At 53.7% G+C, this 24,716-nt stretch carries 20 protein-coding genes; 14 read left to right on the top strand and 6 right to left on the bottom strand.

Annotated features, from left to right (window positions below):
* Nucleotides 1–35: 35 nt before the first annotated feature.
* The 4 genes from Q8W24_RS01515 (at nucleotide 36) to Q8W24_RS01500 (ending at nucleotide 7,739) form a co-directional block, all read left to right on the top strand.
* Complete coding sequence (locus tag Q8W24_RS01515; protein ID WP_305474150.1) at nucleotides 36–2,297, top strand: cellulose biosynthesis cyclic di-GMP-binding regulatory protein BcsB; 2,262 nt, start codon at nucleotides 36–38, stop codon at nucleotides 2,295–2,297.
* Nucleotides 2,297–3,358 (top strand): glycosyl hydrolase family 8, encoded by a 1,062-nt coding sequence (locus tag Q8W24_RS01510; protein WP_303434770.1) that lies wholly within the window; start codon nucleotides 2,297–2,299, stop codon nucleotides 3,356–3,358. The genes Q8W24_RS01515 and Q8W24_RS01510 overlap by 1 nt, the downstream gene beginning before the upstream one ends.
* Nucleotides 3,355–5,910: a cellulose synthase subunit BcsC-related outer membrane protein gene (locus Q8W24_RS01505; RefSeq protein WP_305414946.1), complete on the top strand. Its 2,556-nt coding sequence runs from the start codon at nucleotides 3,355–3,357 to the stop codon at nucleotides 5,908–5,910. The genes Q8W24_RS01510 and Q8W24_RS01505 overlap by 4 nt, the downstream gene beginning before the upstream one ends.
* 374 nt (nucleotides 5,911–6,284) lie before the next feature.
* Nucleotides 6,285–7,739: a sigma-54 dependent transcriptional regulator gene (locus Q8W24_RS01500; protein ID WP_305474148.1), complete on the top strand. Its 1,455-nt coding sequence runs from the start codon at nucleotides 6,285–6,287 to the stop codon at nucleotides 7,737–7,739.
* A gap of 57 nt (nucleotides 7,740–7,796) precedes the next feature.
* Here the strand turns inward: Q8W24_RS01500 and Q8W24_RS01495 are convergent, their stop codons facing one another.
* From Q8W24_RS01495 to Q8W24_RS01485, 3 genes are all read right to left on the bottom strand, one after another.
* Entirely contained in the window at nucleotides 7,797–8,609 is an 813-nt protein-coding gene (locus Q8W24_RS01495) for a hypothetical protein (RefSeq protein WP_305474147.1), read from the bottom strand.
* Between the two features lie 251 nt (nucleotides 8,610–8,860).
* Nucleotides 8,861–9,430: an NUDIX hydrolase gene (locus tag Q8W24_RS01490; protein WP_305474146.1), complete on the bottom strand. Its 570-nt coding sequence runs from the start codon at nucleotides 9,428–9,430 to the stop codon at nucleotides 8,861–8,863.
* A gap of 82 nt (nucleotides 9,431–9,512) precedes the next feature.
* Nucleotides 9,513–9,848, bottom strand: coding sequence for an MGMT family protein (locus Q8W24_RS01485; RefSeq protein WP_303434763.1), 336 nt, complete (start codon nucleotides 9,846–9,848; stop codon nucleotides 9,513–9,515).
* Between the two features lie 339 nt (nucleotides 9,849–10,187).
* Here Q8W24_RS01485 and Q8W24_RS01480 point away from each other — a divergent pair, with 339 nt between their 5' ends.
* The 6 genes from Q8W24_RS01480 to Q8W24_RS01455 all read left to right on the top strand — a co-directional run bounded on the left by Q8W24_RS01480 (nucleotide 10,188) and on the right by Q8W24_RS01455 (nucleotide 15,076).
* On the top strand, nucleotides 10,188–10,667 hold the full coding sequence (locus tag Q8W24_RS01480; RefSeq protein WP_305474144.1) for an FxsA family protein: 480 nt from the start codon (nucleotides 10,188–10,190) through the stop codon (nucleotides 10,665–10,667).
* 165 nt (nucleotides 10,668–10,832) lie between these two features.
* A complete protein-coding gene (locus Q8W24_RS01475; protein ID WP_303434760.1) occupies nucleotides 10,833–11,126 on the top strand; it encodes a co-chaperone GroES in 294 nt (97 codons plus the stop codon).
* Nucleotides 11,127–11,183: 57 nt separating this feature from the next.
* Entirely contained in the window at nucleotides 11,184–12,824 is a 1,641-nt protein-coding gene (gene groL, locus Q8W24_RS01470; RefSeq protein WP_303434759.1) for a chaperonin GroEL, read from the top strand.
* Between the two features lie 443 nt (nucleotides 12,825–13,267).
* The gene (locus tag Q8W24_RS01465) at nucleotides 13,268–13,636 is read left to right on the top strand and encodes a NirD/YgiW/YdeI family stress tolerance protein (protein ID WP_303434758.1); all 369 of its coding nucleotides are present in this window, start codon (nucleotides 13,268–13,270) and stop codon (nucleotides 13,634–13,636) included.
* 220 nt (nucleotides 13,637–13,856) lie between these two features.
* Complete coding sequence (locus tag Q8W24_RS01460; protein WP_305474143.1) at nucleotides 13,857–14,246, top strand: GFA family protein; 390 nt, start codon at nucleotides 13,857–13,859, stop codon at nucleotides 14,244–14,246.
* Nucleotides 14,247–14,287: 41 nt separating this feature from the next.
* A complete protein-coding gene (locus Q8W24_RS01455) occupies nucleotides 14,288–15,076 on the top strand; it encodes a hypothetical protein (RefSeq protein ID WP_305474142.1) in 789 nt (262 codons plus the stop codon).
* Nucleotides 15,077–15,128: 52 nt separating this feature from the next.
* On the opposite strand, the gene Q8W24_RS01450 is transcribed toward Q8W24_RS01455, so the two are convergent.
* Nucleotides 15,129–15,767 carry an NAD(P)H-dependent oxidoreductase gene (locus tag Q8W24_RS01450; protein ID WP_303434869.1) on the bottom strand — a complete coding sequence of 213 codons (639 nt, stop codon included), beginning with the start codon at nucleotides 15,765–15,767 and terminating at the stop codon, nucleotides 15,129–15,131.
* Nucleotides 15,768–15,930: 163 nt separating this feature from the next.
* Complete coding sequence (locus Q8W24_RS01445; protein WP_305474141.1) at nucleotides 15,931–17,652, bottom strand: sensor domain-containing diguanylate cyclase; 1,722 nt, start codon at nucleotides 17,650–17,652, stop codon at nucleotides 15,931–15,933.
* Between the two features lie 346 nt (nucleotides 17,653–17,998).
* On the opposite strand from Q8W24_RS01445, the gene Q8W24_RS01440 reads away from it, so the two are divergent.
* Entirely contained in the window at nucleotides 17,999–18,916 is a 918-nt protein-coding gene (locus Q8W24_RS01440; RefSeq protein WP_305414953.1) for a glutaminase, read from the top strand.
* A 96-nt stretch (nucleotides 18,917–19,012) separates the two neighbouring features.
* A complete protein-coding gene (locus tag Q8W24_RS01435) occupies nucleotides 19,013–19,402 on the top strand; it encodes a hypothetical protein (protein ID WP_303434866.1) in 390 nt (129 codons plus the stop codon).
* A 55-nt stretch (nucleotides 19,403–19,457) separates the two neighbouring features.
* On the opposite strand, the gene Q8W24_RS01430 is transcribed toward Q8W24_RS01435, so the two are convergent.
* The gene (locus tag Q8W24_RS01430) at nucleotides 19,458–19,898 is read right to left on the bottom strand and encodes a group II truncated hemoglobin (RefSeq protein WP_305414954.1); all 441 of its coding nucleotides are present in this window, start codon (nucleotides 19,896–19,898) and stop codon (nucleotides 19,458–19,460) included.
* Between the two features lie 206 nt (nucleotides 19,899–20,104).
* On the opposite strand from Q8W24_RS01430, the gene Q8W24_RS01425 reads away from it, so the two are divergent.
* Both Q8W24_RS01425 and Q8W24_RS01420 read left to right on the top strand, forming a co-directional pair.
* Entirely contained in the window at nucleotides 20,105–23,707 is a 3,603-nt protein-coding gene (locus Q8W24_RS01425; protein WP_305474139.1) for an ATP-binding protein, read from the top strand.
* Nucleotides 23,704–24,639, top strand: coding sequence for a response regulator transcription factor (locus Q8W24_RS01420; protein ID WP_303434863.1), 936 nt, complete (start codon nucleotides 23,704–23,706; stop codon nucleotides 24,637–24,639). Before Q8W24_RS01425 ends, Q8W24_RS01420 begins: the two co-directional genes overlap by 4 nt.
* The last annotated feature ends 77 nt before the right edge of the window (nucleotides 24,640–24,716 follow it).

Raw genomic sequence — 24,716 nt, 5'->3', positions numbered from 1 at the left:
TTTCGTACCATTTAAGTAACGGGAAAAGTGACAACATGATTCAGTCTTTATTTCGCGCTTGGTTAATGACGCTTCTAGGGGCTGGTTTACTGAGCTGGACAACCCTGGCTCTGGGGGCCAGCAATGCGGCATTGCCGCCGAATACCATGACACTGGCCAAGCTGGTTGGGCAAACCAACCCTATTGACTTGCGTGGTACCCAAACAATTTTCCCGGTCTACATTCCTTTGTCTGAACGGATGGTGCCAGACAAGGTGGTACTGCATCTGGAATACGTCAACTCGATCGCCCTGATTGGTGAGCGCTCACAACTGGTTGTCAAACTGAATGAAAGTGTGGTTGCCCAAATACCGCTGAACCCGGCTCGCCCGGAAGGGATCGCTGATATTCGTCTGCCCAGCAAGCGTTTCAAATCGGGGTATAACCTGATCTCTTTTAATATCGTTCAGCATTACGAATCCAACTGTGAAGACCCGGACGCTCCAGAGCTGTGGTCACAGCTGGATACCCAGAATTCTTATGTAAAGTTTGAAGGTGAGCTGGCCAAGGTAAACCCGAAACTGTCAGAGATTGACTCGCTGTTTGATCAACGCTGGCTGGGTGATTACCAACTGACCGTGGCTACACCGGTATTCCCGACGTCTGACTACGCAACCTGGGGGGCCATGGTATCTCAGGCTGCGGCGGTGCATCTGGAATACAAAACGCCACAAATCTTCCATGAAGTATTACAGTATAAAAATACCTCCGACCAAAAGCGTCTGAAAAATTACCAGTTCCCATACCTTGATCAGAAACCGTTACGTGGACGTGATGCCATCATCATCGGAACCCAGGCCGATTTGCAGCAAATATTGGGTAGCCGCTGGTCGAGCACAGTTTCTGGCCCTTACCTCGGCGTGTTCCCCATGGATGAAGACCCCCAGCACTTTATTATGGTGGTTTCCGGCATCCAGGCAGAAGACGTGGCGATTGCCGAACGTATTCTTGGTTATATGAATTTTCCTCTGCCCGACCAGGCAGTAGCCAATTTCAATGGTTTGAAAATGGATCACCTGCCACGTTTTGCGGCCTCCAATATGGTGTCCCAGAATACGACCTACCGGCTCTATGATTTTGGTTACGAAACCACCACCATGAGTGGTGCTGGAGGCGGTAGTGTTGATGTAGGGATCATGCTGCCACCAGACACCTATGTGGCAGAGACCAGCAGTGTGGATCTGAACCTGCATTTTGCTTATGGCGCTGGCATGCGGGGTGATTCGGTATTCAATATCTTTATTAACGGTCGTTTTGAAAACGTGGTTCGCCTCAGCGAAATTGAAGGCGAAGCGGTTCGTCGTCACACGATTACGATTCCGACCCGGTCGCTCAAGCCAGGTATGAATACCCTGACGTTTGCGGCTCGGATGATGACCGACAGCTCGGCCGAGTGCCAACTGCGTAACGATGCCAACTTGCTCTTTACCCTGTACGACGACACCACCATTGAATTCAGTGGGCTGGACAGCTATGTCGAAATGCCGAACATGAAATTGCTGGCCACCACTGGTTACCCTTACAGCTATAACGATGATGGTGAAACGACCGTAGTGGGTTTGAGCAGTAATGATTCTGATGTTTTGGCCGCTTCCTGGACCTTGATGGGCAAGCTGGCAGAAGTCATGCGGCATGTATCGACCGACTTGCAATACCGCCTTGGTGACCTCAGTGGCCTGGATAGCGACAATCTGATTGTTGTGGGTACGGTACAAGGTCTGGATGCCAATCTGTTGAAACTGGCACCCATCAAGCTGGGTGAAGAAAGCCTGCTGCAATACGCCCGTGCCGCCGAAGCCGGTCAGCAGCCGCGTTACGAAGGCTCGCGTTTGTGGATAAACGCGGATGAGTACGGTGCTCGCGAATTTAACTACGTCAATCCATCCCTGCAGGGGAATGGCTTGGGTGATTTCGGTTTACTGATGCAATTCCAGGGGGGCGACTACGCCAATACCGTTACCTTGTTCACCGCTGGCTCCGGCAAGAATTTGTTGGCAACTTCGCGAGAGCTGATTACCCCGGAAATCTGGAGTAACGTGCAAGGGGATGTAACGGCCTGGAAGGCAGGAGAAGAAGAGGTTTACGCCCGCTCTCTGGGAGAGAGCTATCATATCGGTCAACCAAGATTTTCAAACTGGCTGATCTATCACTTGTCCGCTGACCCATGGATGTTTATCGGCGTATTGCTGCTGTTCTTGCTGCTGCTTGCCCTGTTTATCCGTTGGTTGCTGACACGCTTCAGGGAAACCCATCACTAATGCATCGACTGGTACATGCGTTTTGCTACCTGAGCGTAGCAATCGCTGCAGTGTGTGGTGCCAGTCAATCGGTCGCCATGATGGATAATGGCTGGGAACAGTACAAACAGGCGTTTGTACAAACCAGTGGAGCGGTAATGGATAGCGGTAACAAAGGCATCAGTCACTCGGAAGGGCAGGGCTATGCGATGTTGCTGGCTGCTGCCTATGGTGATCGGTCCGGCTTTCGCAAACTGTGGAGCTGGACCCGCACACACTTGCAAGTACGGGACGACCGGCTATTTGCCTGGAACTGGTCTGCTACCCATGGAGTACAAGACAAAAACAATGCCACCGATGGTGATCTACTGATTGCCTGGGCTTTGCTGCGTGGAGCGGAGCGCTGGAATAATCCCGACTATCATGAAGCGGCGCGACGGATTACGGTAGATATTCTCGATAAGCTGATCCTGAAGCTGGGGGCTTACACAATATTGATGCCCGCCGAATACGGTTTTCAGCATGGTAATCGCTGGCAGATTAACCTGTCGTACTGGGTGTACCCGGCCTTACAGGATCTGGCACAACTGGTGCCAGACCGCCGCTGGCAAGCTCTGATTGATGATGGCAAGAAATTAACCGAGATAGCGTCACGAGGCCGCTGGCAACTGCCGCCAGACTGGATTGAAATGACTGCTATTACGCCACCGGTTCCTGCCATGAAACGCCCACCACGTTTTGGTTATGAGGCAATACGCCTGCCGTTGTATCTGGTGTGGTCAGGGGAAAAAGACGCGGACGTGTTACACAACAGCCGTACCTTTTGGCAGCAAACCAGTCAACGCAAATATATGCCGGCCTGGGTTGATATCCTGTCTGGAGAAGAAGCGGAATATCCCGCCCCGGATGGCTTTCGGGCAATCTGGCAGCTGACCGACAGGGCAATTGATAACGGCCAGAGTAAAGGTCAGATTGCTGCTCCGAATACAGCAATTACCAAAGATATTTACGGTCAGGATTATTATTCCGCCAGCCTGCTGTTACTCAGCCGGGTGGCCTATAAGGAGCAATTTCTTAAATGATATTATCGACACCTCGTTTCTGGCTACTGGGTGGCCTGATAGTTTCATCAACTCAGCTAGTGCAGGGGGCAGAAATAGGAGCAGATCCGTTTACTGCCGCCCATGGAGCGCCTCTGTTTCTGGCGATTGGTACTTCCGGACAAGCCAATATCCTGGAAGACGATCTGCCAACACTTGAAGCGGCCAAGCCCCAGGTTGCCCCCCAGGCACCTCGACGCACGACGCCGGTTCAGGCCGCACCCGACCCTGTACTTGAAGCGCAACGGCGGGAAGAAATGCGTTTGTGGCAATGGCTGCAAATGGAAGAATATCAGCGCATGGATAGCAAGATTACCGAGCTGAAAAGAATATCGCCAGAATGGAACCCGCCAGACAAAATGATGGAATTGCTGGAAGCGGGCAAAAATAAAAAAGAACTGGATCAGGCCATGGCGAACGGAGACTGGCGTAGTATTGTCTACCTGTCCCAGCGTGACCCCGGCTTGTTTACCTGCGAGCAATACTACAATCTTTGGACGCTGGCCGACGCCTACTACGAGCTGGATGATCCGGACAGTACCCGCCAGATTTACCTTTCAATGATGAAAGACTGCCGCGAAGATGAAACCCGTGTTAATACATTCCGCCGGGCGCAACAGCAGCTGACAGCGGCAGAAATTGATGCCATGTACGAACAGGAAGACACCCGAACGAGTAATCGCATCAGCCAGAGCAACCTGACCCTGATGAAGCGGGAACTGATGCGTACGCGGGTTCTGAATGCGGCTCGGGATGGCGATGACGGTGTTGTCATTGATGCTATTCCAGACTTTGAAGAAGAAGTCATGTCGCAGCGCGACAGTGGCTTTGCACTGATGTTTGGCTGGGCACTGTACCGGGATGAGCAACTGATTCAGGCAGAAGAATGGTTCCAGCGAGCACACGACTGGACACCTTCCGAACAGACCACCCGTGCCATGGCAACGATCCAGGGGCGTCTCGGGAATCTGGATGAAGCCGAATTACTGGCGCGTAACAACATCAGCGACCCATTGATGAGCGAAATGCTGGGCAGTATCCTGTCACAGCGGGCGAGTGCGGCCTTTAATGAAGAGGATTATGAAAGCACCATTGCCTACCTGAAAGAAGCCGAGCAATACGCCCCTCGCAGTCTGGATGATGAGGCCATGTATGGCTGGGCATCCTACCATATGGGTGACAAGGACAGCGCCGCCCTGGCGTTCGAAAAAGCCTATCGTGAGAACCCGACTGAAGACGTTGCCCAGGGGCTGTATTACAGCCTGTATGATACCGATCGGGTACAACTGGAAAAAACCGCGGAAGACCAGTCCGGCCCTTTGCAGGAGTTGCTGACGGTCAAAAACAGTGAAGAAGCCTATAACACCGGACGCTACCTGACCGCCTATGATGAAGCGCCGGACAAATACCCCGAACTGAAAGGCGTCAGCTCGCCAGGCTTGATGGGGGGCATGCTGTTTTATTTCCGCTCCGGCGATAGTGGGACCAGTCAATTGGATACCCAGCGTTTGCCGTTGCTTAGCGGAGAGTTCAGCTATCGCCGCCATATGTTTGATTTGCAGCTTTCCGGGGTTAATTTGAGCAGTGGTTCTCTGGAAGACTATTCTCTGGTGGGTAACTACCCTGGCCAGGAAGAAGACTACGGCTACACCCCCACAACAGAAATCAGCAATGCGGTTGATGTGAAATTCGATTACCGCTATGAAGGGAAAGTCTCGCCCTATTTCTCCATTGGACTGACGCCGAGCAATGCGCCTATCTCCGCCCGTACAGAAGGTGCATTAGGGGTGGATTTCCAGATGCAGCGCGGCAATATCAATCTCGAACTGTTTTCTCGCTCGGTGAAAGAATCAATTCTTTCCTATGTCGGAATGTATGACCCCTACGATGGCGAGGCCTGGGGAGCGGTCAGCAGCAAGGGCGTCCGGGCAGGGGTTTTTCTGGATCTGAGCAATAATTATGGTGCGGCGCTGGGACTGAAAAGCGCATCACTGACCGGTACACAGGTAGCTTCCAACGATGAAATGGAATTCTCACTCAGGGCCCAGAAACAGTGGACTGGGGATAGCTGGGAACGGATCACACTGGGACCTACCTTTACCTTCCAACGGTTCGATCAAAACCTGAGCAAATACACCATTGGCCATGGTGGCTATTTCAGCCCACAACAGTTGTTCAAATACGGCGGTGAACTCTCTGCCCAGACACGGGAACAACGCAACTTTGTCGCCAGAGGCAAGATCAGCTTCGGCTATCAGCAGCACCAGGAAGACTGCGCCCCTCTGTTACCGTTGGAGAGTAGCCTGTGCTCGGAGTTCTATACCGATAACGAAGCCAGTGGCATGTATATGGGATTTGAACTGGTGGGAATGGTGCAAGCCGACCCGCGTGCGCAGCTGGGTGGCGGGGTCTTTTATGGCCTGTCTCCCGACTTCAACGAATTCGGCTTTATGCTGGCAGTTCGCCTGACACTGGATTCCCGCCGCTTTGTTCTGGCGTCCGACCTGCCAAACTGGTCCAGCAGTATCCGCTAGTACCCAACAATGGGTGTTGCAACAGGCGTTGCATGGTTGCAACGCCTGCTTTTCTGCCAACTTCATCACATCATCAGCCTGCCGCTGCCCTGTCGTTAAAAACAAGACAAAACCAAAGTACCAGCCGTGACATTTCTGCTGAATGGCTGCTCTGATTATTTGATATAGTCAAAATACGCACTTCTTGAAAGGTCATCAGTCTATGAATACCTCAACAGACGTCATGATCGTGCCGTGCTTTGGAATAATATCGCAGCATCCGTCGATCGCTGGCTTTACCGAAGTGATCAAGCGGTAACACAATGCGTTGTTATGCCGTAGCTCTGGAAGCAGCAGTAGAATGAGGCAATGCCTGACATAAAGGAAGATTGCGTATGTGGAGAGATATAAAAATCCTGCTTATCGACGATGATCAACAGCGTCGTCATGACATGCGGGTGATTCTGGACTTTCTTGGAGAAGAAGTCATTGTCAGTGATAGCCAGCATTGGCAACAAGAAGTCACGCAGCGCACCGACGACAGTCATCGTATATCGGCTGTGCTGATCGGGGACGATAGCCAGGGGCTGTTTCGTACCGTCATAACCGCCGTGCATCAGTGGGACAAGGCCGCGCCAATTCTGTGCCTTGGCCGAGATCATGGCCTGGACAGCCTGCCGGATGCCGTGCGCCGTTCCGTGATTGCCACCGTAGAATCGCCACCCAGCTACAACAGCCTGCTCGACAGCCTGCATCGCTGCCAGCTGTACCGTGAACAATATTCCCAGGAAGAAGGCCACCGAGAACGCCGTGATATCCAGCTGTTCCGTAGTCTGGTGGGAACCAGTCGCTCGATTCAGCAGGTCCGTGAGCTGATTATGCAAGTGGCCGATAAAGACGTCAGTGTGTTGATTCTGGGAGAATCCGGTACCGGCAAAGAAGTCGTAGCCCGTAACCTGCACTACCATTCCAGCCGACGTAACAAGCCATTTGTGCCGGTTAACTGTGGTGCCATTCCGGCTGAACTACTGGAAAGCGAATTGTTTGGCCATGAAAAAGGCTCCTTTACCGGGGCCATTGCCAACCGGATCGGGCGCTTTGAAATGGCCGAAGGCGGCACCCTGTTTCTCGATGAAATCGGCGATATGCCGCTGAGCATGCAAGTCAAAATGCTGAGGGTCTTGCAAGAACACACTTACGAGCGGGTTGGCAGCAATAAAACCCTGGAAACCAACGTTCGTATTATTGCCGCCACTCACAAAAACCTCGAACACATGATCGAAGAAGGCGATTTTCGGGAAGACTTGTACTATCGCCTGAATGTCTTCCCCATTGAAATGCCTTCCTTGCGTGAACGTGTTGAAGACTTACCGCTGTTGCTGAATGAGCTGATTGTACGGTTGGAAAATGAAAAGCGAGGATCCATTCGTTTTAATTCCGCCGCCATTATGTCGTTGTGCCGCCATGAATGGCACGGCAACGTCCGGGAGCTGGCCAACCTGGTCGAGCGGCTGGCGATTCTTTTTCCATATGGTGTGATCGGGGTAAACGAACTGCCGAAAAAACTCCGCCATCTGGATGACGAAGAAGTGGCATCCCTGGCCACAACCGCCGACACCGACCCGGCTCAAGCAGAGGCATCGATGGAGAGTACTGCAGTGCTGCCCGAGGATGGACTGGATCTGCGGGAATATCTGTCAGAGCTGGAATCGTCGCTGATCCAACAGGCGCTGGATGATGCCAATGGTGTTGTCGCCAGAGCGGCAGAAAAATTGAATATTCGTCGCACCACACTGGTTGAAAAAATGCGCAAGTACCACCTGCAGCGCAAAGAAAAAGAATGTGTCTGACGCTTGTCCGGTGCCAACGCAAACAGAGCGTTGCACCGGATCATGGTGAGCCAGCTATCAGGCAGGGCGCAGCAGGCGCTGTCGTATTGCCCCATAAACAACCAGATACAGGGTCGCAGCCAGCAAGCTGACGACCGTGCCCCAGTGTAGCCCGAGCAGTGGATAGCTGTAGCTGACACACAAGGCGTAGACCACCAGAGCGCCCAAACCATCCGGGTAAGAACGAATGGTACGCGCCACCACATTTGCCCCCTGGCCCAGATGCAAAATCAGCAGCAACGGGAAAAAACTCACCGGAAATGCCGCCAGCAGCCCGGCGCGCTGCGGGCCAAGCACATCCGCCAACCCGGTAATCAGCAAGATGGTCAATGTCGCCATGGCGGCACGAAATACCAGTTTCACCAGAGGCTGATGGAACCAGGTGGCGTGAATATGAGGATCGTGCCGGGTCGGCGCCGTGTCGTGAATGACGCCAAACAGCGTACGAAACAGCAAAATTGCCAAGACAACCACCAATAGCCCTACACCACGATGTGGCGGCAACTGCTGCAACAACCAGCTGCTGGTAAAAAAGCACAACAAGCCAGCGGCAATAGCCACCGGCACCCAACCCAAGCCGGAACGCCAGTGGATCACCCGCCAATAGCCCCAGGCCAGGCAAACGGCCGAAGTTAGCCCCGACAAGGTAAATACCGCGCTGGTGGCGGCAAAATCAGCCCCTTGTTGCCAGCCAAAAAAATACAGAGCGATACCGGTTCCCAGTGGAAAGCCCGCCAACAAGCCAGCGTGCCGGGGGCTCATTTTTTCGGCTACCCGCACCAGTAATACAACGCTTAAAAAAGTAATCAGGATCTTGGCCAGCACCAACATTGCAAAAACCTCAGCATAATGAGAGTACAGGCTGGCTTGGCGGCGATGGCCTGAACGGTAAACAAGGATATTGATTGTTATTGTTTGGCTGCTTTATCCGCATCCGACATGGCAGCTTATGTGCCGCGGGCAGCAACGCGGCAGACAATATCCGGCTAATAAAAACAGAGCAACAGGCAGCCGCCAGAAATTACCGCATCTCAGCGGCGCGAGGGAGCTTTGGATTGACTGGTTTCTGCCGTCAGATTGGACTATTTCGGCAGACACACTGCACTGGATTCTGGTAACAAGCCATCACGTAACGCTTGTTGTAACGACAAGCGACCCGCAAACCACAACGGATATGATTTATTCGCCACCTGGGCATCGGCAACGTCATCACCACTGCGCAAGGCGCTGACCAGATCTTCCAGATTGACCCAGATCCAGTCCTTGCGTTCGCCGATTGTGCCGCAGGAAGACGCCGCAATCGCCGCGGGGTCGACATATTCAACCTCAGCAACATAGGTATAAAAAGGGCCAACACGTGAGCGTTCACGTCCTTCAAGATCTGCTGGCTGCGGAGTCGCAAACATACAGCTGGTTTCTTCACGGAACTCACGGGCAGCCGTATCCGCGATACTTTCCCCTTTGGCACCATGGCCACCAAAAGCGGCCCAGCCATTACGATCCTTGCCGTTATCATATGCCAGCAGCACCTGGGCCCGGGAATCAACGCAAGCGTAGGCAATCACCCCCGCCGGTGGCTCGGCAACGACCGCGATGGACGCGGTTACCAGTAAGGGCAATAGCACAAAACCAATCAAAACAGACGTCAGCATACAATGGCTCCATAACCAGACGGCGACAACCAACAAGGATTCGACAAGCAGTTACCCGGATGGCCCTGAATGTCGTACCTGATTATGGCATCCAGCGGTACAGCCGCAAACTGATACGTCCCTCCGCCGACACCACCACACCTTCCGCCCGTAAGCGTTCGGCCTGCCTGCGGCCGCCTTCCAGCATCGACAGACTGATGCGCCCCTGGGCATTGATTACCCGATGCCAGGGCAAGCTACTGTCTTGGGGTAATTGCTTCAGGATCTGACCCACCCAGCGTGCACGCCGTGGTGCACCGATCATCTCGGCCAGCTGGCCATAGGTAACGACGCGGCCAGCTGGAACGCTGGCAAGCAGGGTAAACAAACGGATATCGTTGGGCGTGACCGGAGCCACAAACCGGGGCACACGGACCATGAGACGGCCTGTTATGGAAGTTTTTGGGCCGACAGTGTAACCACAATGGCAGGGAGCTGGACACCCCGGCCTAAAACTGCAATCAATGTTAGCCATGCCTCATGCTGCAATAATGCCGGCAGATTCAACGCTGGATCGGCTTTCACCACCACGAGTAGTCACAGTGGTTACACTGGATTGTAATCCGTTGCTTGCCAGCCCTTGCTTTTTGCCCACTACGCCCCGATTAACCATAGAACGAGGCGCTCTGGTTGCCTTCTGCGTATCCGATTGGGTGGAATTTTTGGGCGTGGGAGTATCCAACCCTACAGAATATAAAGTACAGACCAGGAGGCAATTGTGCCGTTTTTAGTATTGTTTATCGTAGTACCACTGTTGGAACTGGCCGTTTTAATCAAGGTGGGTGGTTATATCGGCGTTATCTGGACGCTGGTGATCATCTTTTTGACCGCCATTATTGGTGTCAACATCCTTAAAAAACAGGGCATGGATGTACTGATGCGTGCCAGCCAGAAAATGCAGGAAGGTACCTTGCCAGCGCGTGAGCTGGCAGAAGGATTTTTGCTGGCCCTGGCCGGTGCCTTACTGCTGACCCCCGGTTTCCTGACCGATGCTGTTGGCTGTGCCTTGCTGGTACCGGCCACCCGCCTGGCATTGGTCAGCCATGTGCTCAAACTGATCAAGCCACGGGTCGTCATGGAAAGTGGTGGCTTTGCCAGTCGGCCAATGGGAGAGCGCCCGTCGCCGTTTGCAGACCGACCCGAGCTGCATCGCCACCGTCCGGATGTGATCGAAGGTGAATATCGCCGCGAAGACTGAGTGGTGCAGGGTTCAAATAGCACCAAATGCAATTTTTTTTCACATCGGGTGTTGAAAACCATCGCAGCGTCCCAATTATCGAAACACACAGATTTGGGGCGGGTGTATGACACCATCTGCCCCGCACACCGCAAACATTGCTTTATACATTGGAGATAACCTCAAATGAAAATCCGTCCTTTACACGATCGTGTTGTTGTTCGTCGCAAGGAAGAAGAGCAAACCACCGCTGGCGGTATCTTGCTTCCAGGTTCTGTTGCTGAAAAACCGAATCAAGGAGAAGTGGTTGCTGTTGGTACGGGTCGCGTTTTGACCAATGGTGATGTACAGGCTCTGGCAGTTGCAGTGGGCGACACCGTGGTCTTCGGCAAGTACTCCGGTTCCAACACCATCGACATCGATGGTGAAGAACTGCTGATTCTGAATGAAAGCGACATCTACGGCGTATTGGAAGCCTGATTCACGCTTCCTGTTGATCCCCGTTTGTAACTGAATAAATTTTGAGGAAAAAACATTATGTCCGCTAAAGAAGTTAAATTTGGCAACGATGCTCGTCAAAAAATGCTGGCAGGCGTTAACGTCCTGGCAAACGCCGTCAAAGTGACTCTGGGTCCCAAAGGCCGCAACGTTGTACTGGAAAAATCATTTGGCGCACCCACCATCACCAAAGATGGTGTCTCGGTTGCACGTGAAATCGAACTGGAAGACAAGTTCGAAAACATGGGCGCACAAATGGTCAAGGAAGTTGCTTCCCAGACCAACGACAAAGCCGGTGACGGCACCACCACTGCAACAGTACTGGCACAAGCCATTGTCAACGAAGGCCTGAAAGCCGTCGCTGCAGGCATGAACCCAATGGACCTGAAACGCGGTATCGACAAGGCAACCTCTGCCGTTGTTGAACAGCTGAAAGCCCAGGCCAAACCATGTGAAGACAGCAAAGCCATTGCCCAGGTCGGCACCATCTCTGCCAACTCAGATTCCACGGTTGGTACTCTGATTGCTGAAGCCATGGCAAAAGTAGGCAAAGAAGGCGTTATCACCGTTGAAGAAGGCAAAGGCTTCGAAGACGAGCTGGAAGTTGTGGAAGGCATGCAGTTTGACCGTGGCTACCTGTCACCTTACTTCGTCAACAACCAGGAAAAAATGACCGCCGAACTGGAAAACCCACTGATCCTGCTGGTTGACAAAAAAGTCGACAACCTGCAAGAGCTGATTCCAGTACTGGAAAACGTTGCCAAGTCCGGCCGTCCACTGCTGATTGTGGCAGAAGACGTAGAAGGACAAGCGCTGGCAACACTGGTTGTCAACAACCTGCGTGGCACATTCAAAGTGGCTGCGGTTAAAGCTCCAGGCTTCGGCGATCGTCGTAAAGCCATGCTGCAAGACATCGCCATCCTGACCGGTGGTCAAGTGATCAGCGAAGAAGTGGGCATGTCACTGGAAACCGTCGGCATTGAAATGCTGGGTACCGCTAAGAAAGTGGTTATCAGCAAAGAAAACACCGTGGTGGTTGATGGCGCTGGTTCTGGCACCGAAGTCTCTGCCCGTGTTGAACAGATCCGTGCCGAAATGGCCGCATCGACTTCTGACTACGACAAAGAAAAACTGCAGGAACGTGTTGCCAAACTGGCCGGCGGCGTCGCCGTGATCAAAGTGGGTGCCGGTTCTGAAGTTGAAATGAAAGAGAAAAAAGACCGCGTTGACGACGCCCTGAACGCTACCCGTGCTGCGGTAGAAGAAGGCGTGGTTGCTGGTGGTGGTGTTGCCCTGGTACGTGCCCTGAGCAACGTAACCGTCGTGGGTGACAACGAAGACCAAAACGTCGGTATTGCCCTGGCCCTGCGTGCGATGGAAGCACCTATCCGTCAAATCGCTGCCAACGCCGGTGCCGAAGGTTCCGTAGTGGTCGACAAAGTCAAAGCTGGCGAAGGCGCATTTGGCTTTAACGCCGCCTCTGGCGAATACGGCGACATGATCGACCTGGGTATCCTTGACCCTGCCAAAGTGACTCGTTCATCCCTGCAAGCAGCAGCCTCTGTTGCTGGCCTGATGATCACCACTGAAGCCATGGTTGCCGAGATCCCTAAAGAAACTCCAGCAATGCCTGATATGGGCGGCATGGGCGGAATGGGAGGCATGGGCGGCATGATGTGAGGTAAATAACCTCCATTAGCCTCCGGCTACCACGTTTGATAAAAAACCCGCGCTGAGTAATCAGCGCGGGTTTTTTATTGGCCAGGTTGTATGGGGGCTGCCACCTGTCGAGCCTTGCTGTACGCTAATAACACAGGATTTCTGGCGGTGTCTTCAACGACACTTTGCATCACCCAAGCTTCTATCGGTAGATTTTCTTCGTTGCTTTTGTCTTGAAAATGTAAAGATCATGGTCACTACGTTGTCGTGACCATGGCAGCGGTAGAAAATAGCTTCCCTACCTGCGGGTTGGCGTTTATTACCTTGGGGTATAAACGGTTACAGGACAAGGACTGCGCAATAAAAGGCACCATGGCTGTCAGCTTGTTTATCCAGGGTCGTTGAATCCGGGCAGGTACATGGATTCATATTTGGTACATGATGTGATTTTAAAGGAGATTATTATGCCAGGATTGAAATTGAAAACGCTTGCATTGGCCAGTGTAACTTTATTGGGGACGAGCCAATGGGTGCACGCTCAATATGTTGGCCCTTCGGCTCAGCAGTCTGTTTCATCGGTCGCAGACATATTTAAACATGCATCGGATGATCAACGCGTTATATTACGTGGTTATTTGATCAAACAAGTCAGCTCAGAGAAATATCTGTTTTCTGACGGTAGCGGCGATATTCGGGTAGAAATTGATGCTGAAGATTTTCGTGGCCAAACGGTGAATGAAAAAACTCAGGTTGAGCTTATTGGTGAGGTGGAAAAAGATTTTCTTGAGTCACCGGAAGTGGATGTGGATATCATTAATGTTGTGCCAGGCTGACCTGAAGCCGGTATAAAAGACTGATGAAGGGCGTCGACAGGGCGAGCCGTTGGTTGTAGCTAACGATGGTTGGTCAATGATGACTAACCTCGTTTTTGGCTTTGACGGGTCTTTTTACGCTCACATCACAAGGCTGGCGCCTGCCTTATCTTGTCCCCATCTCCGGCATGTTGCCGGGGTGTTGTGGGGCGTCTCTGATCAATCAACAGAAGGAATCGTAATGATCACAGGGAGCTGCCTTTGTGGCGCAGTAACGTACACCATTACTGGCAAGGTCGGGGAGATCGTTCATTGTCATTGTGTTACATGCCGCAAGGCACATGCGGCGGCTTTTTCCAGTGTGGCGGCGGTTGCCGATGCGGATTTTGTGGTGTCGGGGCGTGAATCGTTGACGGCGTATGAATCATCACCTGGCAAGCAGCGCTATTTTTGTTCACGCTGTGGTTGTCAGATTTATGCCAAGCGAGACAACACCAAGCACCTGGTGTTACGTCTTGGTTCTTTGGACGATCACCCGGGCGTGGATGAAAAGTGTCATATCTGGGTATCAGAAAAAGCCGAATGGTATGATATTAACAGCACCTTGCCGGCATATCCTCAATCGGAATAATGGCGGTTTTTTGGGTCAACCTGGGTAGATGAGTCGGTGTTATGGTAGATAATGAATTTTTATATGGCTATAGCAGCGTATTAATCGCCGTTGTGTTGTTTCTGGTGATTATTGTTTTTAACGAAGTCGGTTTTGTTTCTGGTCGTTATGTACAGTCCCGTACTGATGATGAAGTCAAAACCCTGACCGGTTCTATCCAGGCCAGTATTCTGGGTTTATTGGCTTTGCTGCTGGGTTTTACCTTCAGCATGGCGATGCAGCGCTACGATAACCGCACCATGGCGTTGATTGATGAAGCCAATACCATGGGAACCGCGATGTTGCGGGCGCAGTTGTTACCCGGCGAGTACCAAACCAAAGCCGATAATACATTACGAGACTATATTCGTTTGCGGGTAGAGATGGGGCAGGTTGATCTTACTCGTGTCGATGTGCGTAGCGATTACCAGCGCCAAATCGTGGCGTTACAGAATCAGCTATGGGGGATTACCCTGGCAGCAACGGAGACAGACCCCAGACCGGTGACAACCGGCTCATTCTTGCAATCCCTGAATGCGATGATCGATGCCCAGGGCAAACGGAACGCACTGCTGCAATTGCATGTGCCGGAGAGCATTTTACTGCTGTTGTTCGTGGTCTTTATCGCCAGCGGCAGCATTATGGGGTATTCAGCCGGTTTGAGTGGCAAGCGCATGGTGGTGCCTATTGTGCTGGTATCTTTGTTGATTACGCTGATTGTGTTCACCATTATTGATCTTGACCGGCCCAAGCGAGGGTTGATTCAGGTAGATCAGAATGTGATGAGTGCGTTATTGAAACAAGCAAGATAACGGTGTGTAACCGTTATCTCTGTACCCAAAAGCCTGAACATTCGTTATCGGGCTATTTAACTTCGGTAATAAACTGTTCTTTTGGGCGGCGTACTTTTTTCAAATCGACCAGCCAGTCGCCTTCTTCGGCCCGATAACCCAGCGGCAGCAGTAACACACTGCGCAGGCCGCGTTCCCGCAGGTTGAGGATAGTGTCGAGGTCGTCCGGGGTAAAACCTTCCATCGGTGTGCAATCCACTTCTTCTGCCGCTGCGGCAATCAAGGCACTGCCGAGGCCGATGTAGGCCTGACGGGCGGCATGCTGGAAATTGTCTTCTGCATCACGGGCAGGGTACATCTGTAACAGCATTTGCCGATAACGTTCCCAGCCTTCATTGGTGATGGCACGCTCTTCGTTGGTGAGGTCGAACATCATGTTGATGCGTTCCGGGGTGTAGTTGTCCCAGGCGGCAAAAACCAGCAGGTGTGAGCAGTCGGTAATTTGTGCCTGATTCCAGGCGATGGCCTGGATTTGCTGGCGAATGTCGGGGTTGGTGACGACCAGCACCTCATAAGGCTGCAAGCCACTGGAGGTAGCGGTCAGGCGAATGGCTTCCAGTATGCGTTCGACCTTGTCTTCCGGGACGGCTTGGGTTGGGTTCATTTTTTTGGTGGCATAGCGCCAGTTTAATAAGTCGATGACGTCAGTCATGATGGATCTCCAGAATAGTCAACCGGAACGGTGTGTGTCTCAGTGGCTATAGTGACAGATTCCTGATGCCCGATAGATGGGCCTTTGGCGAACAATTTATTCAGTGTAGCCGGGTAATAACGATGTTGGGGTGGAGCGTCATGATGACGCTCGCCGGGCCAGGTCAGTCGTGTGTTGATGAGGGGATCAGCCCGGGGCAATAGCGGTGGCGGCCGCTGGATTTGGCTTCGTATAGAGCCTGGTCGGCAGTGGCCAATATATCGGTGAGTGTTCGTCCTGGGGTTGCCAGGCTGCTGCCAGCGCTGATGGTGAGGGGCAGCACTTCTTTCAGCTCACTGAGCAGTTCGTATTGCTGGATTGCTGTACAGAGACGCAGACCGAGCTGATCAAGCAAGAGTTGTTGGTCGGTGTTGATCAACAGCAAAAATTCATCGCCACCCCAGCGACAGGCAAAGTCTCCCTGGCGGATATGATCCTGAATGATCTGGGCGGTGGTTTTCAGCGCCAGGTCACCTGTGGCGTGACCGTATTGGTCATTGATGTTCTTGAAACGGTCGAGATCGAGCCAGAGTACGCCAAAGGTTTCTTGATCTTGCTGTAGCCGCCTCATATGTTGCTGCAGCTCTTCCATCATGCCGCGGCGGTTGAGCAAGCCGGTGACCGGGTCGGTATAGGTCAGTCTTTCCAGTTCTTCGGTACGCTGCCGAACCCGGATCTCCAGCCGTTCTTGTGATTTCAGTACCTCGTCGGCCATACGCTTGAAGTGGCTCATGAGACGGCCAATTTCACCATGCCGGTAGTGGGGAGCGTCGTCTTCTATCTGTATCTGCCTGCCATCGCGCAGGTGCTCAATATTGTTTTCCAGCTGGCGCAGTGGTTTTGAAACGTAGCAATTGAGGGCCAGATTAAACAGCAGCAGGGCGATAAAAATGCTGGCTCCCGCCAGTAAAAACAGATTGTTGAAGGTGCTGAGCGGCAGCAAGGTATCGAGATCCAGCAGGGTCATGACAAACCAGTCCACCTCTGGCAAATAGATAACCCCGGCCTGATGTTCTCGGCCGTGGCTGCTAACGTGGGTGCTGACCACAAGCCCGGGGCTGGCTCGGGCGGTATCCAGTATGTTCACCAGCCTGGCCCGCTGACTGTCGTTGTCGAGCTGCTTCCAGATGGTTTTACGCTCGCTGGCTTCTTTGGTGATGCTGGCAAAGTCGATCTGGGAAATATCTTCAGATACCTGGATGGCCCCTTCGTGATCAAAAAACAGATTACTGACGCCGGGTTGTGGCGTCGTGGTGAACTGGCGAATAAACGTGGTGAGGTCAAGACCGGTACCGACGACACCAATAATCTTGTCGCCGTCGCGCATCAGCACATCGATCCAGAGTTTGGTCACCTTGAGGGGGATGTCCGGGTTAACGTTCAGATGAATATCACGATTTTGTTCGATGATGCTGTAAAACCAGCGATCGTCCGGGTTATCGGCAGACAGGGTGTAACGGTATTGGTCGTTGGCGAATTCGTTGCTGGCGTTGTTGTGGTAATAGTTACCGGATTCCGGCAAAGCAACAAAGTAGCTGTGGTCGGAAAAATTGTTGCGATAGGATTCCAGCTCCGCCATGGCTTGCTGCTTTTTTTCTGCATTATGTTCGTCCTTGGCCCAGCGCCGTAATATTTGTGAATCAGACAGTTGGCGGGCCAGAGCGACTTCCCGGATGATGGGTTGCAGCGAGCGCTCTTTTTCCAGCTTGACCTGGGTTTCGAAGTGACTGAGTGCAGAGGTTTTGAGCACATTGAGTGCAATTTGCTGGCTGAAAAACCAGATGGCCAAGCCAGATAACAGCATCAGTAATGCAGTAAGAAGCAGAAAACGTGGCTTGAGGTTCATTTCAGCTTCCCGAGTCGATTGGCCAGTTTCGATTGACGTTGTACCGGTTCTGTACGACAAATTGCCACAGTAATCTGCGCTCATGTGCTGATTGAACACGCGTACCCGGGAACAACCTGGTTAATTGTCAGGCGACTGGTAAGCCTATCACGCTTTGGCACAACAGGCATATTATTCAGTCCACTTTGATGGTAGAGCCATCGTGTGTCAGAGACAACCGGCTTTACATTTACGCCATGTATGGTGCGTACGGCAGGATGCATCGAGTATCACTGCCGGAAGAAAATCACCATCCCGCCTGCCAACTGGCTACAATCCCTCCTGAGACCGTCTGTGGAGCTTATTTGTGCAAGAAATACTGGATGACATCGTTGCCACCATTGGGGCCAGTGACGATCGTGGCAAGGTGGCGGATTATATTCCGCAACTGGCTTGTATCGACCCGAACCAGTTTGCCATTTCGGTGGTGCTGGCGGATGGACGGGTGTTCAGTTCGGGAGACTATCAACAGCTGTTTTCGATTCAGAGCATTTCCAAGGTATTTACCCTGACCATTGCCCTGGGCAAATTGGGTGATGGAGTTTGGGCCAAGGTCGGACGTGAGCCATCCGGTGATCCGTTTAACTCCATCGTGCAGCTGGAGCATGAGAACGGCAAGCCAAGAAACCCGTTTATCAACGCCGGTGCCATCGCTATTGCGGATGCCATTATGGTAGGGCACCAGCCGAAAGAGACGCTGGCAGAAATCCTGCAATTTGTACGTTTTATTGCCGACGACGAAAGCATTTGTATAGACCACAAAGTGGCAGAATCCGAGCTGAAAACCGCCGATCGCAATGCATCACTGGCGCACTTTATGGCTTCGTTTGGGCGCATGAAAAACCCGGTTGATTATGTGTTGGGCACCTATTTTCACCAGTGCTCGATTGCCATGACGTGTGAGCAGCTGGCCAGATCCGGCTTGTTTCTGGCCGGTGATGGCGAAAACCCGGTGACCGGAACACGCGTGGTATCGGCGCGCCGGGCGCGGCGGATCAACTCCCTGATGATGATGTGCGGCCACTACGATGGTTCGGGAGAATTTGCCTACCGGGTCGGATTACCCGGTAAAAGCGGCGTTGGCGGCGGCATTCTGGCCGTTGCCCCTGGGCATGCATCGATTGCTGTCTGGTCGCCGGGGCTGGATGACGTTGGCAATAGCAAGCTGGGCACCGAGGCCCTGGAAAGACTGGTACAGCATACAGGCTGGTCAGTATTTGCCTGATCGGGGGAGTTTCTGTATTGGATAATCGAGGCTGGAAGTCGCCGCGGGATACTGGCAGGATGGCGCAATTTTTCAATCTGCACTGCGGAGATCACCATGACAAGTGAGTTTAAAGCCAAAGCCTGGTTAAAAAGTTCCTGCCCCTACTGCTTTCGTTTTTTACTGTTTATCACGGAAGCAGGCTTGCTGGACGAGATCGAAGTGATTCGGGTGGATGCCGATGATGAAGACCAGCTGAATACCAAACGGGCAGAATTGCAGCGCCTGACCGGCGAAGTGGCGTCTTTTCCGACGGTTGAATTGTCACCGGGTCAGTTCATGCGCGATACCGATGCCCTGATCCAGCATTTTGCCGATATTCACGGTATTAACCCGGCCGACTTGCCGACCCTGACGTTTTACGAAACCGGCATGCTGCCCACCGCGCAGGCACGCTTCAAGGAAATACGTGCCCTGAAAGAACAACTGTCGATGTTATCTGCCTGATCAGCGCAGGGCCGGCCGACTCTGTCCGGCCCAGTCCGGCTCCGTTGGGACGTCTCTATGAACCTGTCGTATGTTTGTCAGCGTGGAATTGGCACATCAAGCGAATGCTTTCGGCCGGTCGGGCCAGTTGCTGCATCAGATAATGGCGAAAATCATCCGGGTAGCCGAGGTCTTGTAACGCCAGATCCATACAGGTCAACCAGGCCTGGACGCTGCTGGCGTCGGCGGGCAGGTGGGCGTGTGCCATGGGGATGTTGATGGCACCAACGTGTTCGGCATATAGCTTGGGGCCACCAGTCCAGCCCGACAGGAACCAGGTCAGTCGTTGCCGCGAGGTGGTCAGGTCGGCGGGATGCATATCACGGAGGATTCTGGCGGCTGGCAGGGTATCCATCCGTTGATAAAAGCGGTCAACCAGAGCGGTGATGCCTTCCAGGCCGCCAGCTGCCTGGTAAGTGGCGTCGGCTTGTCCATAAATCGGGAGGTTTGAAGTCATAGTCATTGCCTGCATGTCGGTCGGGAAGCGATAAAAAGATCATAGTAGCAGCCCGAACAGCCGATCGACTGATCTGTAACAGTATGGCGGTTGCTGACCTTTGGCCAGTGCGTCGGTTGTATCCTGTTGTGGTGTGGCGCAATTGCAGTCTTCTGGCGGCGGTTTGGGTATGCTGCGCGCTGACCGTTTGTGTATTTGACTAGCCTATGCCTGCCTCTCAAAAGATTTTCAAGGTTCGACGCCACTACAACCGCTGGGTAGCGGATCAGACGCTGGAAGATTTTGCCCTGCGTTTTACCGCTCGCAGCGGCCGCCGCATGTCGATCGAACGGGTTGCACAAACCGCGTTGGGGGCCACGGCGTTTCTGGCGCTGGAAGGATTGGCCGCGGCGGTGACGTTGAATTACGGCTTTACCAACACTGTGTACGCCATGCTGGTGGTGTGTCTGCTGTTTTTTATTACCGGTGTGCCAATTACCTACTACGCCGCCAAGCACGGGCTGGATATCGATCTGTTGACCCGCGGGGCCGGATTTGGGTATCTGGGGTCAACGGTGACGTCGCTGATTTATGCGATGTTTACCTTTATCTTTTTTGCCATCGAGGCGGTGATTCTGGCGGGTGCCTTACAGGCGTTACTCGGTGTGCCGCTGGCGGTGGGATATTTTCTGTGTGCGGCGGCGGTCATTCCGATTGTGATCCACGGTATTTCTGCCATCAGCCGGTTCCAGGCTGCCACGCAACTGGTCTGGGTGGTGTTGCAGTGTCTGGCACTGGCGGTGGTGGTGGTGAATGAATCCGGCCAGCTGGACGCCTGGACGCACTTCCATGGCCTGGCGATTGATCAATTGCCCGGCGCAACCGTACCGGGGCCGGGGAACGATACCCTGATTCCCGGGGTAGGGTCTGGCAGCTTTAATATCCTGTTATTTGGCGCGGCCGCGTCGGTGTTTTTTGCTCTGGTACCACAGATCGGCGAGCAGGTGGATTACCTGCGGTTTATGCCCCCAAAAACCCCACACAATGCGCGCCGCTGGTGGTTCTGGTTGATGCTGGCGGGGCCAGGCTGGGTATCGATCGGTATTGTCAAAATGCTGCTGGGATCGTTTCTGGCGTATCTGGCCATTACCCAGGGGGTTGCGTATGAGCTGGCCACCGACCCGACCCATATGTATCAGCGCGTGTTTTTCTATCTGACCCATTCCGAAGGGCTGGCGCTGTTGCTGGCGGCGACCATGGTGATTGTGTCGCAGATGAAAATCAACGTCACCAATGCCTATGCCGGATCGATTGCCTGGTCGAATTTCTTCTCGCGGCTGACGCATTCTCACCCCGGTCGGGTGGTGTGGCTGGTGTTTAATGTCACCATCGCTCTGCTGCTGATGGAATTGGGTATCTATCAGGCATTGGAGGCGGTGCTCGGGGTGTTTGCGATTGTGGCGGTAAGCTGGCTGGGATCGCTGGCCGCCGACCTGTTGATCAACAAGCCGCTGGGGCTAAGCCCGGATATTGTGGAATTCAAACGGGCGCATTTATACGACATCAACCCGGTCGGGACGGGTTCAATGCTGCTGGCCACCACTGCCGGTATGCTCAGCTATCTGGGGTTGTTTGGCGAAGTCACGGCGACCTTGAGCCACTTTGTCAGTCTCGGCATCTGTTTTGTTACCGTTCCTCTGATTGCCTGGTGGACTGGCGGCCGTTACTACATTGCCCGTACCTCTCCGGAGCTGGATCTGCTGGTCACGGATATAGCCCCGACCGATTTGTCGCGCTTGCCGGAGGATGTGCGGCATCAGCATGTGCCGACAATCCAGTGCGGCGTGTGTGAAAATCATTTTGAGCAGGAAGACATGAGTTTCTGCCCGGCCTATGGCCTGCCGATCTGTTCACTCTGCTGCACGCTGGATGTGCGCTGTATGGATATCTGCAAGCCGCACGCGCATGTAACCCGTCAGCTGGCTTATTTTTTGTCCAAGTTTGTACCGCCCCGGGTGGTGCGGGTGGTGAATTCCCGCCTGGGTCATTTTGTCAGCCTGCTGTTTATTGTGAACTTGCTGATTGCCGTGCTGCTGGCCGTGGTCTACCGGCAAATGGCACCGGTGACGGCGACAGAAGTCGAGCTGTTGCAACAAACCATGTGGACGCTGTTTTTTGCCCTGATGATTGCTTCCGGGGTACTGGCCTGGCTGTTTTTGCTGGCCCATGAAAGCCGTTTGGTGGCACAGAAAGAGTCCAACCGCCAGACGCGCAAACTGATCACCGAGATTGAGGCGCACCAGGAAACCGACCTGGCATTACAGCAAGCCAAGGAACTGGCAGAGTCGGCCAACGCAGCCAAAAGCCGTTACCTGACCGGTATCAGCCACGAATTACGCACGCCGTTGCAAGCGGTGATTGGTTACGCCCAGTTATTAACCAACAAGGACGATACGCCACCGGGGCACAAGAACGGCCTGGCGATTATCCAGCGCAGCGGCCAGTACCTGACCGACCTGATTGACGGCTTGCTGGATATTTCCCGGATTGAAGCTGGCAAGCTGGATCTGTACCGCTCCCGTGTGGAATTACCCGTATTGCTGGAACAGCTGAACGCCATGTTTGCCATGCAGGCAGAACAGAAAGGCGTGCAGTTCCATGTCAGCGTAAAAGGAACCCTGCCGCAATGGACCATGACGGATGAAAAGCGCCTGCGCCAGATTCTGATCAACCTGCTTTCCAATGCCGTCAAATACACCGTCTGTGGCCGCGTCGATTTTGATATTCGATACCGCAACCAGGTGGCCGAGTTCCGCATCCGGGATACCGGCCCCGGAATCGACGACGAGTCGCTAGAGCGGATTTTTGACCCCTTTGAACGGGTACGCAATCGTGCCACCGCCAACTTGCCGGGTACCGGGTTGGGGCTGACGATCGTCAAGCTGCTGACCGAGATCATGGGCGGCGACCTCAAGGTCGACAGCACCCCCGGCCAGGGGAGCTGCTTTACCGTGGCACTGATGCTGCCCTGGGTGAACCTGCACTCCGACCAGCAACGGCAACAGGCCGAATTGCTGGAGCACAAACGCATCATTGGTTATGAAGGTTTCCAACGCACCATACTGCTGGTGGATGATGACCCGGTCGTACGGGGATTGTTGGCCGACGTACTGGTACCGCTCGGCTTTTTGACACTCGAAGCCCACGATGGAGAGCACTGCCTGGCCATGCTGGACGAACTGGAACAGGCCGGAGAACGGGGGCCGGACTTGTTCCTGATGGACGTTTCCATGCCGGGCATCACCGGCCTTGAAGTTGCTCATCGGTTGCGTACACGTGGCATCTCGGTACCGATTGTGATGCTCTCTGCCGATGCCCAGGAAGGAGACCGCAGCGAATACGACCGCGCGATTTATAACGATTATCTGGTGAAACCGGTGAGCAACAGCCGCTTGTTAAACACCATTGGCACAGTGCTGGATTTATCCTGGACCTGGCAGCATGGCCCCGGTCCGGCGGCAGCAACCGTCAGCCTGCCCACGACCGGCTTGCTGCAGGAACCCCAGGCACCGCCGGTCGGGATTCATGACGCCGCCTCGTTTGGGGTGCTGCAACCCCATCCGCAACTGCGGGAGCTGCAAGCCTATGCCGAAATGGGCTATCGCAAAGGGGTGGTGCAAGAGTTGCAAAGCCTGAAAACATCACCGGCATTAACGGCTCGTCAATTGGCCTGTTTGCAACAACTGGCCGACGGATTTCAGCTGCAGGAACTGGCAGAATTACTGAAAATTGCGCTGGCCGAAACCGACGGAGGAAGCACAGACTCATGAAGCCAACCAGCAGCACAACAGCAGGCGTGGATATGCCGTCGGACATGGTTCTGGTGGTGGATGACTCTCCCGATTCCCTGAGTCTGATCAACGATGCCCTCGAAGGAGCCGGTATCGATGTACTGGTGGCGCTGGAAGGCCGCCAGGCGTTGAGCATTGCCCGCAAAATGAAGCCAGACATGATCCTGATGGATGCCATCATGCCGAATATGGACGGTTTTGAAGCCTGTCGACTGCTCAAAACCGACCCGGCGCTGGCGTCGATTCCGGTGATCTTCATGACCGGCCTGACCGATACCAGCGACATTGTACGAGGGCTGGAAGCCGGTGGTGTCGACTATCTCACCAAACCCATCAACCCCGATGAATTACTGGCGCGGATGCGGGTACATCTGTCTAACGCTCGTTTGACCAGTAGCGCCCAGTCGGCTCTCGACAGCACCGGCCAACACCTGATGACAGTATCGACCCAGGGGGAATTACGCTGGGCCACACCACAAACCTACGCCTTGCTGGCACGCGCCCGAGTTGACGACCTCAGCCAGAAATCCCTGCTGGCACCACAGATTGCCCGCTGGCTGGAACATCACCCTGAACCCGGCAACAGCCTGCGTCTGGACGGCCTTGGTTATCCGCTGGCTGCCAAACTGGTCAACGAACAAGGCAACGGCGAAATGCTGCTGAAGCTGGTCGACGGACAACGCCCGACCGGTGCCGCCATGTTGCGGGAACACCTGAACCTTACCGAACGGGAATCCGAAGTGCTGTACTGGATTGCCAACGGCAAAGCCAACCGCGAAGCCGCTGAAATCCTCAATATGAGCCCACGTACTGTCAACAAACACCTGGAACAGATCTTTACCAAGCTGGGTGTAGAAAACCGCACCGCCGCCGCCGGCGTCGCATTGCGATTACTGGCGGTGGAAGCCTGACAACAGTCATGGCGGTAGTCGTCTTGCACTGTGGTCAATTGCTGGACGTTAACAACGGACTTGAAGATAGAGGCGCC

It is taken from the genome of Oceanobacter sp. 4_MG-2023, from assembly GCF_030689165.1.
Taxonomy (GTDB): domain Bacteria; phylum Pseudomonadota; class Gammaproteobacteria; order Pseudomonadales; family Oceanobacteraceae; genus Oceanobacter.
Note: the sequence above shows the minus strand (reverse complement) of the source record. Positions and strands in the feature narration are given on the sequence as shown.

Bases quoted from the DNA above. Each gene is read 5' to 3' on its own strand.
- Q8W24_RS01490 (WP_305474146.1), bottom strand. From the start codon at position 9,430: ATGCTGACGTCTGTTTTGATTGGTTTTGTGCTATTGCCCTTACTGGTA.
- Q8W24_RS01435 (WP_303434866.1), top strand. From the start codon at position 19,013: ATGACAAGTGAGTTTAAAGCCAAAGCCTGGTTAAAAAGTTCCTGCCCC.
- Q8W24_RS01485 (WP_303434763.1), bottom strand. From the start codon at position 9,848: ATGGTCCGTGTGCCCCGGTTTGTGGCTCCGGTCACGCCCAACGATATC.
- Q8W24_RS01510 (WP_303434770.1), top strand. From the start codon at position 2,297: ATGCATCGACTGGTACATGCGTTTTGCTACCTGAGCGTAGCAATCGCT.
- Q8W24_RS01475 (WP_303434760.1), top strand. From the start codon at position 10,833: ATGAAAATCCGTCCTTTACACGATCGTGTTGTTGTTCGTCGCAAGGAA.
- Q8W24_RS01430 (WP_305414954.1), bottom strand. From the start codon at position 19,898: ATGACTTCAAACCTCCCGATTTATGGACAAGCCGACGCCACTTACCAG.
- groL (WP_303434759.1), top strand. From the start codon at position 11,184: ATGTCCGCTAAAGAAGTTAAATTTGGCAACGATGCTCGTCAAAAAATG.
- Q8W24_RS01425 (WP_305474139.1), top strand. From the start codon at position 20,105: ATGCCTGCCTCTCAAAAGATTTTCAAGGTTCGACGCCACTACAACCGC.
- Q8W24_RS01420 (WP_303434863.1), top strand. From the start codon at position 23,704: ATGAAGCCAACCAGCAGCACAACAGCAGGCGTGGATATGCCGTCGGAC.
- Q8W24_RS01500 (WP_305474148.1), top strand. From the start codon at position 6,285: ATGTGGAGAGATATAAAAATCCTGCTTATCGACGATGATCAACAGCGT.
- Q8W24_RS01450 (WP_303434869.1), bottom strand. From the start codon at position 15,767: ATGACTGACGTCATCGACTTATTAAACTGGCGCTATGCCACCAAAAAA.
- Q8W24_RS01515 (WP_305474150.1), top strand. From the start codon at position 36: ATGATTCAGTCTTTATTTCGCGCTTGGTTAATGACGCTTCTAGGGGCT.
- Q8W24_RS01465 (WP_303434758.1), top strand. From the start codon at position 13,268: ATGCCAGGATTGAAATTGAAAACGCTTGCATTGGCCAGTGTAACTTTA.
- Q8W24_RS01455 (WP_305474142.1), top strand. From the start codon at position 14,288: ATGGTAGATAATGAATTTTTATATGGCTATAGCAGCGTATTAATCGCC.
- Q8W24_RS01495 (WP_305474147.1), bottom strand. From the start codon at position 8,609: ATGTTGGTGCTGGCCAAGATCCTGATTACTTTTTTAAGCGTTGTATTA.
- Q8W24_RS01460 (WP_305474143.1), top strand. From the start codon at position 13,857: ATGATCACAGGGAGCTGCCTTTGTGGCGCAGTAACGTACACCATTACT.
- Q8W24_RS01505 (WP_305414946.1), top strand. From the start codon at position 3,355: ATGATATTATCGACACCTCGTTTCTGGCTACTGGGTGGCCTGATAGTT.
- Q8W24_RS01445 (WP_305474141.1), bottom strand. From the start codon at position 17,652: ATGAACCTCAAGCCACGTTTTCTGCTTCTTACTGCATTACTGATGCTG.